The 14,921-nt window shown below is 70.0% G+C and carries 14 protein-coding genes and 1 riboswitch; of the genes, 10 read left to right on the top strand and 4 right to left on the bottom strand.

Annotation, left to right across the window (positions count from 1 at the left end; genetic code table 11):
* The first annotated feature begins 48 nt into the window (after window positions 1-48).
* The gene (locus CPH63_RS18250) at window positions 49-660 is read left to right on the top strand and encodes a sulfite oxidase-like oxidoreductase (RefSeq protein ID WP_096304208.1); all 612 of its coding nucleotides are present in this window, start codon (window positions 49-51) and stop codon (window positions 658-660) included.
* The gene (locus CPH63_RS18245) at window positions 661-1,410 is read left to right on the top strand and encodes an FAD-binding oxidoreductase (RefSeq protein WP_197704433.1); all 750 of its coding nucleotides are present in this window, start codon (window positions 661-663) and stop codon (window positions 1,408-1,410) included. It begins immediately after the preceding gene.
* Between the two features lie 10 nt (window positions 1,411-1,420).
* Here the strand turns inward: CPH63_RS18245 and cobF are convergent, their stop codons facing one another.
* Genes cobF through cbiE form a run of 4 tightly spaced genes read right to left on the bottom strand, consistent with a single transcriptional unit; the run spans window position 1,421 to window position 5,000 of the window.
* Window positions 1,421-2,197, bottom strand: a complete 777-nt coding sequence (gene cobF, locus CPH63_RS18240; RefSeq protein ID WP_096304207.1) for a precorrin-6A synthase (deacetylating) — start codon at window positions 2,195-2,197, stop codon at window positions 1,421-1,423.
* Window positions 2,179-2,988, bottom strand: coding sequence for a cobalt-precorrin-6A reductase (locus tag CPH63_RS18235; protein WP_241895726.1), 810 nt, complete (start codon window positions 2,986-2,988; stop codon window positions 2,179-2,181). The genes cobF and CPH63_RS18235 overlap by 19 nt, the downstream gene beginning before the upstream one ends.
* Window positions 2,972-3,724, bottom strand: coding sequence for a precorrin-4 C(11)-methyltransferase (cobM, locus tag CPH63_RS18230; RefSeq protein ID WP_096304206.1), 753 nt, complete (start codon window positions 3,722-3,724; stop codon window positions 2,972-2,974). Before cobM ends, CPH63_RS18235 begins: the two co-directional genes overlap by 17 nt.
* A gap of 16 nt (window positions 3,725-3,740) precedes the next feature.
* Window positions 3,741-5,000, bottom strand: a complete 1,260-nt coding sequence (gene cbiE, locus CPH63_RS18225; protein ID WP_197704432.1) for a precorrin-6y C5,15-methyltransferase (decarboxylating) subunit CbiE — start codon at window positions 4,998-5,000, stop codon at window positions 3,741-3,743.
* A 103-nt stretch (window positions 5,001-5,103) separates the two neighbouring features.
* Window positions 5,104-5,240, top strand: a riboswitch (cobalamin riboswitch).
* 223 nt (window positions 5,241-5,463) lie between these two features.
* Here cbiE and CPH63_RS18220 point away from each other — a divergent pair.
* From CPH63_RS18220 to CPH63_RS18185, 8 genes are read left to right on the top strand one after another with little or no spacing between them, the layout of a single operon-like run.
* Window positions 5,464-7,530 (top strand): VWA domain-containing protein, encoded by a 2,067-nt coding sequence (locus tag CPH63_RS18220; protein WP_096305269.1) that lies wholly within the window; start codon window positions 5,464-5,466, stop codon window positions 7,528-7,530.
* 13 nt (window positions 7,531-7,543) lie between these two features.
* Window positions 7,544-8,158 carry a cob(I)yrinic acid a,c-diamide adenosyltransferase gene (cobO, locus tag CPH63_RS18215; RefSeq protein ID WP_096305268.1) on the top strand — a complete coding sequence of 205 codons (615 nt, stop codon included), beginning with the start codon at window positions 7,544-7,546 and terminating at the stop codon, window positions 8,156-8,158.
* Window positions 8,152-9,531, top strand: a complete 1,380-nt coding sequence (locus tag CPH63_RS18210; protein ID WP_096304205.1) for a cobyrinate a,c-diamide synthase — start codon at window positions 8,152-8,154, stop codon at window positions 9,529-9,531. Before cobO ends, CPH63_RS18210 begins: the two co-directional genes overlap by 7 nt.
* Before the next feature lie 22 nt (window positions 9,532-9,553).
* The gene (gene cobC, locus CPH63_RS18205; RefSeq protein WP_096305267.1) at window positions 9,554-10,600 is read left to right on the top strand and encodes an Rv2231c family pyridoxal phosphate-dependent protein CobC; all 1,047 of its coding nucleotides are present in this window, start codon (window positions 9,554-9,556) and stop codon (window positions 10,598-10,600) included.
* On the top strand, window positions 10,597-11,616 hold the full coding sequence (locus CPH63_RS18200; protein WP_096304204.1) for a cobalamin biosynthesis protein: 1,020 nt from the start codon (window positions 10,597-10,599) through the stop codon (window positions 11,614-11,616). Before cobC ends, CPH63_RS18200 begins: the two co-directional genes overlap by 4 nt.
* On the top strand, window positions 11,613-12,608 hold the full coding sequence (gene cobU / locus CPH63_RS18195) for a bifunctional adenosylcobinamide kinase/adenosylcobinamide-phosphate guanylyltransferase (RefSeq protein WP_096304203.1): 996 nt from the start codon (window positions 11,613-11,615) through the stop codon (window positions 12,606-12,608). Before CPH63_RS18200 ends, cobU begins: the two co-directional genes overlap by 4 nt.
* Window positions 12,605-13,435: an adenosylcobinamide-GDP ribazoletransferase gene (locus CPH63_RS18190; RefSeq protein ID WP_096304202.1), complete on the top strand. Its 831-nt coding sequence runs from the start codon at window positions 12,605-12,607 to the stop codon at window positions 13,433-13,435. Before cobU ends, CPH63_RS18190 begins: the two co-directional genes overlap by 4 nt.
* Window positions 13,429-14,916: a cobyric acid synthase gene (locus CPH63_RS18185; protein ID WP_096304201.1), complete on the top strand. Its 1,488-nt coding sequence runs from the start codon at window positions 13,429-13,431 to the stop codon at window positions 14,914-14,916. The genes CPH63_RS18190 and CPH63_RS18185 overlap by 7 nt, the downstream gene beginning before the upstream one ends.
* The last annotated feature ends 5 nt before the right edge of the window (window positions 14,917-14,921 follow it).

The following is a 14,921-nucleotide window of genomic DNA, read 5'->3' as shown; positions in this document are numbered from 1 at the left end:
ATCGCCTCAGCGATGACCTCATCTCCTTCGAATCGGAGGCAGCACGCGATGGTAAGCACACGGGGATTCACCGGGCGGTTGCACCGTGAACGGGATCCGAGGCTGCCACCCGGGCAGTACGACGTCGGCTCGGACTGGCCGGTACTGACGGCCGAGGTGACGCCGGTGGTCCACACCGACCGGTGGAGCATGAGCGTCGACGGACTGGTCGAGAACCCGATCTCGCTCTCCTGGGATCAGATGCACGCGCTGCCGCAGTCGAGCTACAACGGCGCGATCCACTGCGTGACGACGTGGTCGAAGTTCGACACCAGGTTCGATGGGGTGAGCGTCGATGAGCTTCTGGCGCTGGCCAAGCCGAAGCCGGAGGCGGCCTTCGTCCTAGCCACCTGCACCACCGGATACACCACCAATCTTCCGCTGGCCGACATCACCGATGGGAAGGCCTGGGTCGTCTGGACCTTCGGTGGGCAGCCGCTCAGCCCCGAGCACGGAGGTCCGGTACGCCTGCTGGTCCCACACCTCTACTTCTGGAAGAGCGCCAAGTGGGTCAATCAGTTGACCCTGCTCGACCACGATCAGCAGGGATTCTGGGAGCGGAACGGGTACCACGATCACGGCGATCCGTGGACCGAGCAGCGCTACCAGGGCGATCTGTAGGTGACCGAGAGCTTCACGCCGCGCGCACCGGTCGGTGGTTGGCGCAACGCGACGGTGCGCGAAGTGAGCCACCCGACGCAGCGGTCGGTGATGCTGCGTCTGGAGGTGCCTGACCGGGTCGATCACCTGCCCGGCCAGCACTACGTGATCCGGCTGCGGGCTGATGACGGCTACGTGGCACAGCGTTCATATTCTGTCTCGTCGGCGCCGTCCGACCCGTTGTTGGAGTTCTTCGTCGAACGGTTGGAGGACGGGGAGGTCTCGTCATTCCTGGCCGACGTGGTTGAGGTCGGTGACTCACTGGAGATCCGCGGCCCGATCGGTGGTTGGTTCGTCTGGGACGCCGAGTCGGACGCGCTTGCCCTCGGCGGCGGCAGTGGCGTGGCCCCACTGATCGCGATGCTGCGGCACGCGATCCACCTCGGGAGGGCCGACCGGCTGCGGCTGGCGGTCTCGTCCAGGTCGTTCGCGACGCTTCCCTACGCCGAGGAACTGGTGGCCGCGGGCGCGCTCATCGCGATCACTCGCGAGGCCTACGGCGACCGGGCGGCCGGGCGGCTCACCGCAGCCGAGGTGGCGGCACTGGCAAAGGCCGAACTGTCGTCCGAAGCGTCCTCCGATGGGCCCGAGCGTGACGTCTTCGTCTGCGGCTCCACCCCGTTCGCTGAAGCGGCCAGCTCGCTGCTCGTCGAGTTGGGTGTGCCGAGCCGGCAGATCCGCATCGAGCGGTTCGGCCCCTCCGGAAGCTAGCGAGCCGCGATCAGTCGTTGCTCGATGAGACTGGCTGCCGCAGCAGGTAGGTGTCCATGATCCAGCCCTTCTCGGCCCGCATCTCCTTGCGTGTACGGAGAATCTCCTCGGCAACCTCGTCGAGGCGGCCGGAGATCAGCACCTCGCTCTCGGTGCCGAGGTAGGCGCCCCAGAAGATCTCCGTCGCCGGGTCGAGGCCGTCGACGTCGTTGGCGGCGAAGTTCGCGTCGAGCATGATGACGATGTCGGGGCTGGCCGGGATTGTCTCCAGCAGCCGCCGGCCAGTGGTGATGTGGATCGGCTCGCCGATCCGATTGAGCGGTACCCGGTGCTGGGCGGCGAGGGCTTGGATGCTGGTTATCCCGGGAATCACCTGATAGGTGAACTCGACCCGCCCGCGGGCAATGATCTGGTCGATGACCCGCAGAGTGCTGTCGTAGAGCATCGGGTCGCCCCAGACCAGGAACGCCCCGCAGCCGTCTTCGCCGACTTCGTCGAGGAACATCGCCTCGTACTGCTCAGCCCGCTCGACGTGCCACTGCGCCACGGCCCGCTCATAGTCCTCGGCCTTACGGTCGCGGGCCGGATCGGGGAGTTCCACGAACCGGTAGGCCGGGTCGGTGATGAACCGCTCGCAGATCTCGCGACGTAACCGGACCAGCTCCTCGGTGGCGCTGCCCTTGTTGGCGACGAAGAAGACGTCCGCGTCGTTCAACGCCTTCACGGCCTGTATCGTCACGTAGTCCGGGTCTCCGGCACCGATGCCGATCACCAGTATTTTGCGCATGATTCTCTCTTACCTCGGGTTGATTGTTGACGGCACCATTCGGCGGCAGCAACGACGTCATCGGTGACGGGCTGGTCGCCATCCGGTAGCGCGGGGCGATCGATGAGCACGACCGGAATCCTCAGCTCACGGGCCGCCAACAGTTTGGGGTAGGTCATCTCGCCGCCGCTGTCCTTGCTCACCAGCACCCGGATGTCGTGCCGGCGTAGCAGAGCCAGCTCGCCTTGGTGGGTATACGGGCCGCGGTCGAGCAGCAGGCTGTGCTTCGGCGGCAGTTCCACGACCGGCGGGTCGACGCTGCGGATGAGGTAGGAATGGTCGGAATCACCAGTGAAAGGCGCAAGGTCCCGGCGCCCGGTGGTGAGGAAGATCCAGGAGTCGGCGGGCGCTAGCTGGCGGGCCAATTCGGCGGCCGCGGTGATGTCGGTGACCCGGTGCCAGTCGTCGCCCGGCTGCTCGCGCCAGCCCGGTCGGCGCAGCATCAATAGCGGCACACCGGCCACGTCGGCCGCGGCGACGGCGTTGCCGGTAATCGACCCGGCGAAGGGATGGGTCGCATCGACCAGCGCGTCGATCCGCTCGCTGGTCAGATAGTCAGCCAGGCCGTCGGCGCCGCCGAAGCCGCCGACGCGCAGTTCGCCGACCGGCAGCGCCGGCCGCTGCACCCGCCCGGCCAGCGAAGATATGACCGTGACGTCATCGCTGCCATCGAGTGCCTTGGCCAGCGTCCGGGCCTCTGCGGTGCCGCCCAGGAGAAGGACCCGCAGCGGCTGCTCAGGACGTGACGGCACGGTCGCGGTCCGTCGAGTAGAGGTGACTGTCACAGAAGTTGGCGGCGCCGAGGGCGTCTCCGACGATGATGACCGCGGTTCGGCGCAGACCGGTCTCCTTCACCTGCGCGGCGATGGTGGCCAGCGTGGCCCGCAGGATTACCTCGTCCGCCCGGGAGGCGTAAGCGACCACCGCGACCGGTGTCTGAGCTCCGTAGACCGGGATCAGCTCGGCGACGACGGCGTCGATTCGCTGCACCGCCAGGTGCAGCACCATGGTCGCCCGGGAGGCGCCCAGGGTGGCCAGAGTCTCCCGGTCCGGCATCGCCGTCGCCCGCTCCGAGGTGCGGGTGAGGACGATGCTCTGCGAGACCAGCGGGACGGTGAGTTCGCGCTTGAGCGAGGCCGCCGCGGCGGCAAAGGCCGGCACTCCCGGGCAGACGTCGTAGTCGATGCCGAGATCATCCAGCCGTCGCATCTGCTCCGCGACCGCGCTGAAGATGGACGGGTCGCCGGAGCAGAGGCGGGCGATGTCGAGGCCGGTGGCGTCGGCCCGGCTCAGCTCGTCGATGATCTGATCGAGCGTCATCTGCGCGGTGTCGACCAGGCGAGCACCGCTGGGAGCGTGCGCGAGCACCTCAGCCGGAATGAGACTCCCGGCGTAGAGACAGACCGGGGCGGCCGCGATCAGGTCACGGGCCCTGAGCGTGATCAGGTCCGCGGCGCCGGGGCCGGCCCCGATGAAGTGCACGGTCATCGTCGGGATCGCTTTCTCATTTGATGTAACTCCACTGGGTGACGGTGAGGGCGGGCCGGAACGCGGTGAAGCTGCCGATCGCGGCGGCGTGCGAGACGGTGATGCGGCTCAGCTCGCCGCCGACCCGCTGCTGCCAGACGGCCAGCTCGGTCTCGGTCTCGATGGTGACGCCGTTGGCCACGAGCCGCCCGCCCGACTTCAACGCCTCCAGGCAGGTCTTGACCACGCCGTCGTTGGTGACGCCCCCGCCGATGAAGATTGCGTCCGGTGCGGGCAGGCCGTCCAGCGCCTGCGGGGCCTGGCCGGCCACGATCTGCAGGGCCGGCACTCCGAACCGCTCCATGTTCGCTGAGATGTAGGCGCGCCGGTCATCCCGGACCTCGACCGCGATGCCGCGGCAGGTGTGGTGGCTACGCATCCACTCCACGGCGATGCTGCCGCTTCCAGCCCCGACGTCCCAGAGCAGTTGGCCGGGCATCGGAGCCAGCAGGGCGAGAGTCACTGCGCGCACCTCGCGTTTGGTGAGGACGCCGTCGCTGCTCCACGCGTCGTCGGGCAGACCTGGGGTGAGTGCGAGGGGGGCTCCCGCTGAGTTGTCCGCGTCGTCAGACTGCTTGCATTCGAGGGCGATGATCGCCAGTTTGGCGTGCGGATTCCCCGCCCACTGAGACGCGATGCCCTCTCGCTGCCGCTCGGCGGGCCCACCGAGATGCTCCAGAACGTGCACCCGGCTGCCGCCGAGCCCGTTACGCAGCAGCAGCTCCACCAGTTCGGCGGCCGCGTTCTGGTCGCCGACGAGGACGAGCACTCGCCGCCCCGGCTGCAGCAGCCGGGTGACCGCGCTCAGTGGCCGCCCGACGGCGCTCACCACATCGACATCGGCCTGGGGCCACCCCAGCCGGGCACAGGCCAGGGACACCGAGGAGGGGAACGGGCGGATGTCGAGGGCGTCGGGCCCGAAGAGCCGGGCCAGGCTGGCGCCGACCCCGTAGAACATCGGGTCTCCGCTGGCCAGCACCACGATCCGCTCGCCGGGGTGACGGTCGCGCAACCCGGCCAGCGCCTGGGTCATCGGCGACGGCCAGAGTTCGCTCGAGCGGGCATGGCCGGCGATGAGCGCCTGCTGGCGGTCGCTGCCCACCACGACGTCAGCGTCCCGGATCAGTCGTTGGGACGCGGCTGAGAGCCCGTCCCAACCGTCTTCGCCGATCCCGATCACGACGATCGGCTCCAGCGACGCTGAGCCGGGTCGAGCTGAGTTGATCGGTTCTGGCACGCGCCCAGTCTGCCTGATCCGCCGCCGGGCGGTCGCTTCGATGGGCTGGCCGGGGTGCCGGAGCGGCGTCAGAGGACATGCGATGATTGCCGGTGACGGTCTGGAGGAACACCGGTGAGGCCGCGCGCGAGGTGACTACGGTCGTTCGCGGGCGTCGATTCCGGGGTGGTCCCGCCACTGTGACCCGGCTCGATGCGGCGCCTTCCGGTACCGCGGAGCGTGCGGGGAGCCAGAAAATTCCACCCGTCCTGGTTGGCCCGCTGGTCGGCCGGACGTACCGAACGGCGGGCGCGGACACCCGCCGAGGGTTGGAGCGACATCGGTGGTCCCGTCTCACAAGCACGGCAAGCACGAACCGCACGGCAAGCACGATCCCCAGCGTTTGCCCGACGAGCAGTCGGGGCCGGCGGCCCTCGAGTCGCCGCCAGCCGTGCCCCAGTTTCCGTTCAGTGCGATCGTCGGTATGGACGACCTGCGGCTGGGCCTGATCCTCAACGCGGTGCACCCGGCCATCGGCGGCGTCCTGATCCGTGGCGAGAAGGGTACGGCCAAATCGACGGCGGTCCGCGCGCTGGCCGCTGTGCTGCCGGGTGTCGATGTCGTGCTCGGCTGCCGCTTCTCCTGCGATCCGAAGGCGCCGGACCTGAATTGCCCGGACGGCCCGCACGTTCAGCCGGTGCCGTGGGTACACCGCCCGGCCGAGTTACGTGAGCTGCCGGTCGGCGCCACTGAGGACCGCCTGGTCGGATCGTTGGACATCGAGAAGGCGCTCACCGAAGGCGTCAAGTCCTACGAGCCCGGACTGCTGGCCGCGGCCCATCGGGGTGTTCTCTACGTCGATGAGGTGAACCTGCTGCACGACCATCTGGTGGATCTGCTGCTGGACGCGGCCGCCCTCGGCACCTCCTACGTCGAGCGGGAGGGGGTCTCCGTGCGGCACGCCGCCCGCTTCCTGCTGGTGGGGACGATGAACCCGGAGGAGGGGGAGCTGCGCCCGCAACTGCTGGATCGCTTCGGCCTCACCGTCGAGGTGAGCGCCCCCCGCGAACCGGCGCTTCGGGCCGAGGTGGTGCGGCGCCGGCTCGGCTTCGACGACAATCCCCGTGCGTTCGCCGCCGCCTATGCCGACGCGGAGCGGGCCCTGGCCGACGCCATCGGGGGCGCCCGCGACCGTCTGGGCGAGGTACATCTGACCGACTCGATGCTGGCCCGGATCGCCTACGTCTGCGCCGCGTTCGAGGTGGACGGGCTGCGGGCGGACATCGTGACCGCGCGCGCCGCGGTGGCGCACGCCGCCTGGGCCGGGCGTGACGAGGTCACTGTCGACGACGTCCGGGTGGCCGCCCGACTGGCGCTGCCGCACCGCCGACGGCGTAACCCCTTCGATGCCCCCGGCCTCGACGAGGAGCAACTGGAGCAGGCACTCGCCGACTCCCAGGAGCCCGAGTTGGAGCCCGACCCGCCCAACGATGGCGGGGCTCCGGACGGGGACGAGGCTGACCCGCGGCACGAAGCCGAGGGGACGGCGACGGACTCCTCGCACCGCGAGCCCGAACACGAAGAGTCGTCCGGGCCGCAGCAAAGTGAATCCGGGCCGGACGGGCCCGGATCGGGCGGTGCGGAGCACGAGAAGGAGCACGCGCATCAAGAGCCCGCGGAGGTACCGGCGAACGCCTCGGCCGACTCCCCGTCCGGGGTGGCCACCCAGTTGAGCGCGCCCTCGACGCCGTTTCGCACCCGCCGACTGGAGGTACCGGGGGTCGGAGCCGGCGCGCCCGGACGTCGCTCGAAGGCGATCACCGACACCGGGCAGGTGACCCGCGCAATCCGACCCTACGGACCGATCCGTCACCTGCATCTGAGTGCCACCATGTTCGCGGCGGCGGCCCATCAGCGTGCCCGCGGCCGAACCGGAGCCGGCCTGATCCTGCACCGCAGTGATCTGCGTGAGGGGCTGCGTGAGGGGCGGGAGGGGAATCTGGTCCTCTTCGTCGTGGACGCATCCGGGTCGATGGCCGCCCGCAGCCGGATGGCCACCGTGAAGGGTGCGGTGCTCTCGCTGCTGCTCGATGCCTATCAGCGACGAGACAAGGTAGGGCTGATCACCTTCCGCGGGGACTCCGCGACCCTCGCCCTCCCCGCCACCTCCTCGGTCGAGGCCGCGGCCGCCCGGCTCACTGAACTGCCGACCGGCGGCCGCACGCCGCTGGCCGACGGGCTGCTGCTGGCTTACCAGACCCTGGAGCGGGAGCGACTGCGCGATCCGCAGCGGCGCCCGCTGGTCGTCATCGTCACCGACGCCCGGCACACCCGCGGCGCAGAGCCGACGGCCGCGGCCGCACTGCTGGCCGGTACCGGCGCGGCGTGTGTGGTCGTCGACTGCGAGTCGGGGCGGATTCGTCTCGGACTGGCCGGCAAGCTCGCCGCCCAGCTGCAAGCGCCCTGCATTTCATTGGATGATCTCGCCCTGGGAGACTCTGCGGCTGACTCTCTGGCCGACACCGTCCGCGCAATCAAGGATGCCGCCTGATGAGAGTTTCCCGATGAGCCCGCAGGGGCAGGTCGAGACCGTCCCGGCCGACGGGCTCACCACCCGGCAGCGGCGCAACCGGCCGCTGCTGATCGTGCACACCGGCGACATGAAGGGCAAGTCGACGGCCGCGTTCGGGCTCGCGCTACGAGCCTGGAATCAGGGTTGGCCGGTCGGGGTCTTCCAGTTCGTCAAGAGCGCGAAATGGAAGGTCGGCGAGGAGAACGCGATGCTCGCCCTCGGACGGCTTCATGAACTCACCGGCGAGGGCGCCCCGGTGGACTGGTTCAAGATGGGGCAGGGGTGGTCGTGGCTGCAGCGCGGACCGACCGACGACCACGCCGAGGCGGCCCGGGAGGGCTGGGAGCAGATCAAGAGCGACCTCGCCGCGCAGACCTACGGGTGTTACGTCCTCGACGAGTTCACCTACCCCATCGACTGGGGTTGGGTGGACGTGGAGGATGTAGTGGAGACACTGCGCAACCGACCCGGACACCAGCACGTCATCATCACCGGTCGTCGGGCCCATCCCGCACTCATCGAGGCGGCCGACCTGGTTACCGAGATGACGAAGATCAAGCATCCGATGGACGCCGGCCAGAAGGGGCAGCGGGGCATCGAATGGTGAATGTTCCACGGCTGATCATCGCCGCCCCGGCCAGCGGCCAGGGCAAGACTTCAGTGACCGCGGGGCTGCTCGCCGCGCTCGGCTCCCAGGGCCTGGCGGTCTCCCCGCACAAAGTCGGCCCGGACTACATCGACCCGGGCTATCACGCCCTGGCCGCCGGGCGGGTCGGGCGGAATCTCGACCCGTGGCTGGTCGGCGAGGAGCGGATCGTGCCGCTCTTCCTGCACGGTGCGCGCACCCCGGCACCGGCCGACATCGCGGTCATCGAGGGCGTCATGGGGCTCTACGACGGGGTCGCCGACCAGCGCGGTTTCTCCTCGACCGCTCACGTCGCCAAGCTGCTGCAGGCACCGGTCCTGCTCGTCGTCGACGCGACCGCGGCCGGGCGATCAGTGGCGGCGCTGGTGCACGGCTTCGCCTCCTTCGACCGGGAGCTCCGCATCGGCGGGGTGATCCTCAACCGGGTCGGGAGTGATCGCCACGAGCAGATCCTGCGCGACGGGCTGGCCGAGATCGGCATGCCGGTCTTCGGCGCGATTCGCCGCCACGACGCCCTGGTGACGCCGTCGCGCCACCTCGGGTTGGTCCCGGCCGCGGAGCGCTCCGAACTGGCCCGCCGCACCGTCACCGACCTGGGCGGGGTGGTCGCCGCATCGGTCGATCTGGCCGCGGTGGTCGCGCTCGCCCGACGCGCCCCGCCGCTGGCCGGCGACGCCTGGTCGCCGACGGTGGCCGAGCCCGCCGGCGATCGCCCGGTGGTGGCGATCGCCGCCGGACCGGCCTTCACCTTCTCCTACGCCGAGACGTCCGAGATGCTCACCGCCGCCGGTGCCGAAGTGCAGCGCTTCGACCCCACCGTCGATGAAGAACTGCCTTATGGAACAAGGGGAATCGTCATCGGCGGCGGGTTCCCCGAGGTGCATGCGGCGGCCTTGTCGGCCAATGAGCCGCTGCGTCGTGACATCTCCCAGCGAATCGGTCAGGGTGCGGCGGTGGCCGCTGAATGCGCCGGACTGCTCTACCTGGCTCACACGCTGGACGGCGCCCCGATGTGCGATGTCATCGCCACCGACGCCAGCATGACGCCGCGCCTGACCATCGGCTACCGGGATGCCCTCGCCCGCACCTCGTCGGTGCTGGCCGAGGCCGGAACGAGAGTGCGCGGGCATGAGTTCCATCGCACCGCCTGTGCGCCCGCGGCCTCGACGGCGCCGGCCTGGAGCTGGGACGCGGGCGGGCAGGAGGTCGTCGAGGGGCATGTTCAGCGGCAGCTACATGCCTCCTACCTGCACCTGCACTGGGCCGGGCTGCCGAACGCGGCCACCCGCTTCGTCTCAGCGGCGGCCCGGGTCGAGTTGGCCTCGAGCCGATGATGTGGTCGGTGGTCGCTCAGCGATGAACTCACATCAGCTGCTCCGGGAGCCGGATCTCACCCATCACGGCGACGCCGAGGTGGGCCCGGGACTGATCGACCTCGCCGTGAACGTGCGCCACGCGCCGATGCCGCCGTGGTTGCGCTCAGCCCTCGAGGCTTCGCTGCTCGACCTCGCCGGTTACCCGCGTCCGGACGCCGCCCGAGTCGCGGTGGCGCAACGGCACGGCCGCGCCGAGGAGGAGGTCCTGCTCACCGCTGGGGCGGCCGAGGCCTTCGTGCTCATTGCCCGCGCCGTCAAGGCCCGGCACTGCGTCGTGGTGCATCCCCAGTTCACCGAGCCGGAGGCCGCGCTTCGGGCCGCCGGGCACGAAGTCGAACGGATCCTGCTGCCGCCACCGTTCACCTTTGATCCTCGGATGATTCCGGCTGACGCGGACCTGATCGTGATCGGTAATCCGACGAATCCGACGTCGGTTCTGCATGCCGCCGGTTCGATCGCCACGCTCTGCCGACCGGGTCGGATCGTGGTCGTCGACGAAGCTTTCGGTGACTGCGTCCCGGGGGAGCCGGAGTCATTGGCCGCGGGTCGCGACCTCCCCGGGCTGGTCGTGCTGCGCAGCCTCACCAAGACCTGGGCCCTGGCCGGGCTGCGCTGTGGCTACCTACTCGCCGAGCCGGAGCTGATCCGCCTCCTCGCCTCGGCTCAGCCGCTGTGGCCGGTGAGCACGCCGGCGCTGGCCGCGATCACCGCCTGCTCGCAGCCCCAGGCCGTAGCCGAGGCCGACCGCTGGGCCTGTGAGCTCGCTGCCGATCGTGAGTATCTGCAGCATCAACTGGATGAACTCGGGCTGGAGACGGTGCGTCCGGCCTCGGCCTCCTTCCTGATGGCGCGCCACAGCTCGGCCGACGAGCTTCGCCTCGGGCTGCGCCGCAGTGGCTTCGCCGTCCGTCGTGGTGACACCTTCCCCGGGCTCGGCCCGCAGTGGCTGCGTATCGCGGTTCGTGAGCGGGCCACCGTCGACGCGTTCACCAGCGCGCTGGCCGTGACCCTTGGGGGTGCGGGATGAAGGCGGCTGTCGCCGCTGGTCCGAAGGCGGCTATCGCCGCTGGTCCGAAGGCGGCCATCGCCGCGGTGCTGCCGATCGTCGGCGCCGTGGCCCTCGACGCGGTGCTGGCCGACCCGGCCCGCTGGCACCCGGTGGCCGGCTTCGGGCGGATGGCCGCCGCCGCTGAACTCTCCCTCTACGGCGACACCCGCGCCGCCGGAGTCCGGTTCGTAGCGCTCAATGTGGGCCCGCCGATTGCCGCCGGGGTTCTGGTCGAACGGCTACTACGCGGCCGTCCAGCCGTGCGGGGACTTCTGCTGGCGGCGGTCACCTGGACAACGCTCGGTGGTACTTCGCTGATTCGCGAGGGGCAGCGAATGGCTGAGCTGCTGGACGGCGGGGACCTTGATGCCGCTCGCGGGCGACTGGGCTACCTCTGTGCCCGTAGTTCGGACGGGCTGAATTCGGCCGAGCTCAGCCGAGCCACCGTTGAATCACTGGCGGAGAACACCTCCGACGCGGTGGTGGCGCCGTTGTTCTGGGCGGCGCTCGGCGGCCTGCCGGCGGTGATCGGCTATCGGGCCGTGAACACGCTGGACGCAATGGTCGGCTACCGCAGCGAGCGCTACCAGAACTTCGGCTGGGCGGCGGCCCGGCTCGACGATCTGGCGAACCTGCTACCGGCCCGCTTCACCGCCGTCCTGACCTGCGTACTGGCCCCCACCGCCGACGGCTCGGTGCGTAGTGCCTGGCGGGTCCTTCGCCGGGACGCGTCGCATCACCCGAGCCCCAACGCCGGGCACCCGGAGGCAGCCTTCGCCGGTGCCCTCGGAGTGAGCCTGGGCGGGGTGAACGTCTATGGCGATGCGGTTGAGGACCGCGGCACGCTCGGCGACGGTCCGGCGCCCCAGATCGCTGACATCCGGCGGGCGGCTCGGCTGTCGCGTCGGGTCGCGCTCGCTGCCGCCGGGGTGCTGGCGGCCAAGAGCGCGCTGCTGGCCGCCCGCGCCGCCGCTCGATCGGCGAGGCCGGAATGAGCGTCCGCAACCTGAGCGTGGGACGGAGCTTCGGCGTCCTGGTGGACGATCCGGTCGCCGGTCGCATCCTCCTCGACTGTGGCGAGGGGGTGGCGGCGTCGGCGGCGCTGGCCGGAGTTTCGCTAGCAAATATCGACGTATTGCTGGTCACTGGCTACGACCTGCAGCACGTCGACCCGGCGATCGTGCAGACCACGCTGTTCGAGGCGCGGATCGGGGCGCTCGGCCTGGCCACCGGGGCACGGCCGCCACGGGCCGCTCGTCCGATTCGTATTGAGGATGGCAGCCTGGCCTGGTTGGTCTCTCTCTCGACCGGCGCGCTGCTGCATCACACCTCCTCGGCGCGGGTGACGGCCGACGACCTGTCGCTACTGCCGTCTGAGCTCACCGTCAGCTTCCCGCTCGAGGGACCGGTGGCCGAACAGCTCAGACGCTTCACCATCCGAGAACTACCCACCAACCAGCGCGTTCTCATCACCGGCGGAGCCCGATCCGGCAAGTCGCGGCTGGCCGAGCAGCGGTTGCTGGCCCGCCATGAAGTGCTCTACGTGGCCGCAGGTCCGGTCCCGTCGGCCGACGACGTCGAGTGGCGCGAACGCGTTCGCCTCCACCAGCAGCGGCGTCCGTCGACCTGGCGCACGGTCGAGACGACCGACGTAGCGGCAGTTCTGCGGGAGCCGGGCTCGGTGCCGGTCCTTCTGGACTGCCTCGGCACCTGGCTCACCGCCACCATGGACCGAATCGGATTCTGGGACGGCAGCGGAGAGGCGACCGAAGCGCTGGCGGAGCAGATCGAGGCGCTACTGCGGGCGTGGTCGATGACCGAACGTGACGTGGTGGCGGTGACGAACGAGGTCGGCTCGGGCGTAGTTCCGGCAACGGCGGCCGGACGCCGCTTCCGCGACGAATTGGGACGTCTCAACGCCGCGGTTGCGGCCGCCTCGGACGAAGTCTGGCTCGCCACGGTGGGCATCGGGCAGCGGCTGAAATGACCTCACTCTGGTTGGCGTTGGCGCTGTTCACGGTCGCGCCGGTGCCGGCGCACCTCGTCCCCGATCCGAACCGTGCAGTCGCCGGCCGTTCGCTGCGGTGGCTGCCGCTGGTCGGTGCCGGGCTCGGTGTCGCGGCCGGTGTGGCGGCCAGTCTCTTCTGGCACCCGGTGAGCTGGATTCCCGGCGCCGGCTCGCCGCTGCTGGGGGCGGTCGTCGGTATCGCCGTGCTCGCCGCCCTGACCCGTGGACTGCACCTCGACGGGTTGGCCGATGTCGCCGACGGTCTCGGCAGCCGGCGGCCGGCCGAGGAGGCGCTGGTCATCATGAAGCAGTCGGATATCGGCCCCTTCGGCGTCGCCGTCCTGCTTCTCACCCTGCTCGCGCAGGTGGCTTCGCTGAGCACGCTATTCGCCGCGGGCAGTCTGGCCCAGGGTTTCGTGTTACTGGCCGCAGCCCAGGCAACCGGCCGCTTCGCCGCTCTCGACGCGGCCGCGCCATCCGTCCCGTCCGCCCGGCCGCAACTGGAGGGCGGCTTCGGTGGACTGGTCGCCGGGACGGCCGAACTCCCCGTCCGGCTGGTCATCGGCCTGCTCGGGCTGGCCGCCTGTCTCGTCGCGGCGGGCCTGGCCGGCTTCAGTCTGCGCGGCGTCTGCGAGTTGGCTGCCGTCCTGCTGCTCAGTCACTTCGTGGCGACGCTCTTCCGGCGCCACTGCGTGCGGCGGCTGGGGGGTGTCACCGGCGATGTCTTCGGCGCCCTCATCGAGGTCGGCGCCACTGTGGTGCTCCTCGGGGGCGCCGCGGCCGTCGGCTGGAGCGGCGGATGGTGAACGCGCTGCTGGTCGCCGGCACCACCTCGGACGCCGGCAAGTCGCTCGTCACGGCGGCGCTCTGCCGCTGGCTGGCCCGTGAGGGAGTGAAGGTCGCGCCGTTCAAGGCGCAGAACATGTCGCTCAACTCGGGGGTCACCGCTGATGGCTGCGAGATCGGACGAGCCCAGGTCATGCAGGCCGCGGCCGCCGGGATCGAACCGGAGGCGATCATGAATCCGGTGCTGCTGAAGCCAGGAGGTGACCGCAGCAGTCAGGTCGTCCTCCTCGGACACCCGGTGGCTGAGGTGACTGCGTTGAGCTACCGCGACCTCAAACCGCGACTGATGACGACGGTGCTCGACTCGCTGGCCCAGCTGCGCAGTCGCTTCGACGTGGTCATCTGTGAGGGCGCCGGAAGTCCGACCGAGATCAACCTGCGCAGCGATGACATCGCCAACATGGGACTGGCCCGCGCGGCTGGGCTGCCGGTGGTCGTGGTGGCCGATATCGACCGGGGTGGGGTCTTCGCATCGCTGTACGGCACCCTGGCGCTGCTCGAGGAGGCCGATCAGGCGCTCATCGCCGGCTTCATCATCAACAAATTCCGGGGTGATCCGGCTCTGCTGGCTCCCGGCCTCCAGACGCTGCGGGGGCTCACCGGCCGTCCCACCGTCGGGGTGCTGCCCTGGGTGAGAGACCTCGGATTGGATGTCGAGGACTCGCTCGGACTGCCCGCGGTTAACGAGGTGCGAGGTGATCCGTCGGCGAGCCTCACGGTCGCGGTCATCCGGTTGCCGCTGATCAGCAACTTCACCGACGTCGACGCGCTCTGCGTGGAACCGGGCGTCAGTGTGCGGTTCGTCGACCGCCCTGAAGCGCTATCGGACGCCGACCTCGTCGTCATCCCGGGCACCCGCGCGACGGTGGAGGATCTGCAGTGGCTTCGGCGCCGGGGCCTGGACACCGCGTTGGCGCGACGGTCAGCCGGCGGGGGGCCGATACTCGGCGTCTGCGGTGGGTATCAGATGCTCGCTGCGGAGATCGTCGACGAGGTCGAGAGTCGAGCCGGCACGGTCAGCGGGCTCGCCCTGCTGCCCACCCGAGTTCGCTTCGCGAAGACCAAGACGCTCGGACGTCCGGCCGGTACCGCCTACGGACTTCCGGTCCTCGGGTACGAGATTCACCATGGGATCACTGAGGTCTACGGCGGGGATCGGTTCCTGGACGGCTGCCGGGTGGGATCGGTCTGGGGCACGACCTGGCACGGTGTACTCGAGAACGACCAGTTTCGGCGGGCATTCCTGCAGGAGGTCGCCGCGCTCACCGGCAGCTCGTACCGTCCGCAGGGCGAAGTTCGATTCGCCGACGTGCGGCAGCGCCGCTTCGACGTGCTGGCTGATCTGGTCGTCGAGCACCTCGACACCGACGCGCTGCACCGGTTGCTGGACGTCGGCGTGGCGCCTGACCTGCCGATGGTTCGTCCGGAGCTTCGCCGATGAGCTGA

The organism is Jatrophihabitans sp. GAS493 (assembly GCF_900230215.1).
GTDB lineage: Bacteria > Actinomycetota > Actinomycetes > Mycobacteriales > Jatrophihabitantaceae > MT45.
This window is presented reverse-complemented; position numbering and strand designations above follow the sequence as displayed.

Bases quoted from the DNA above. Each gene is read 5' to 3' on its own strand.
- CPH63_RS18250 (WP_096304208.1), top strand. From the start codon at position 49: ATGGTAAGCACACGGGGATTCACCGGGCGGTTGCACCGTGAACGGGAT.
- cobF (WP_096304207.1), bottom strand. From the start codon at position 2,197: ATGCGCAAAATACTGGTGATCGGCATCGGTGCCGGAGACCCGGACTAC.
- cobM (WP_096304206.1), bottom strand. From the start codon at position 3,724: ATGACCGTGCACTTCATCGGGGCCGGCCCCGGCGCCGCGGACCTGATC.
- CPH63_RS18220 (WP_096305269.1), top strand. From the start codon at position 5,464: ATGGACGACCTGCGGCTGGGCCTGATCCTCAACGCGGTGCACCCGGCC.
- cobO (WP_096305268.1), top strand. From the start codon at position 7,544: ATGAGCCCGCAGGGGCAGGTCGAGACCGTCCCGGCCGACGGGCTCACC.
- CPH63_RS18210 (WP_096304205.1), top strand. From the start codon at position 8,152: ATGGTGAATGTTCCACGGCTGATCATCGCCGCCCCGGCCAGCGGCCAG.
- cobC (WP_096305267.1), top strand. From the start codon at position 9,554: ATGAACTCACATCAGCTGCTCCGGGAGCCGGATCTCACCCATCACGGC.
- CPH63_RS18200 (WP_096304204.1), top strand. From the start codon at position 10,597: ATGAAGGCGGCTGTCGCCGCTGGTCCGAAGGCGGCTATCGCCGCTGGT.
- cobU (WP_096304203.1), top strand. From the start codon at position 11,613: ATGAGCGTCCGCAACCTGAGCGTGGGACGGAGCTTCGGCGTCCTGGTG.
- CPH63_RS18190 (WP_096304202.1), top strand. From the start codon at position 12,605: ATGACCTCACTCTGGTTGGCGTTGGCGCTGTTCACGGTCGCGCCGGTG.
- CPH63_RS18185 (WP_096304201.1), top strand. From the start codon at position 13,429: ATGGTGAACGCGCTGCTGGTCGCCGGCACCACCTCGGACGCCGGCAAG.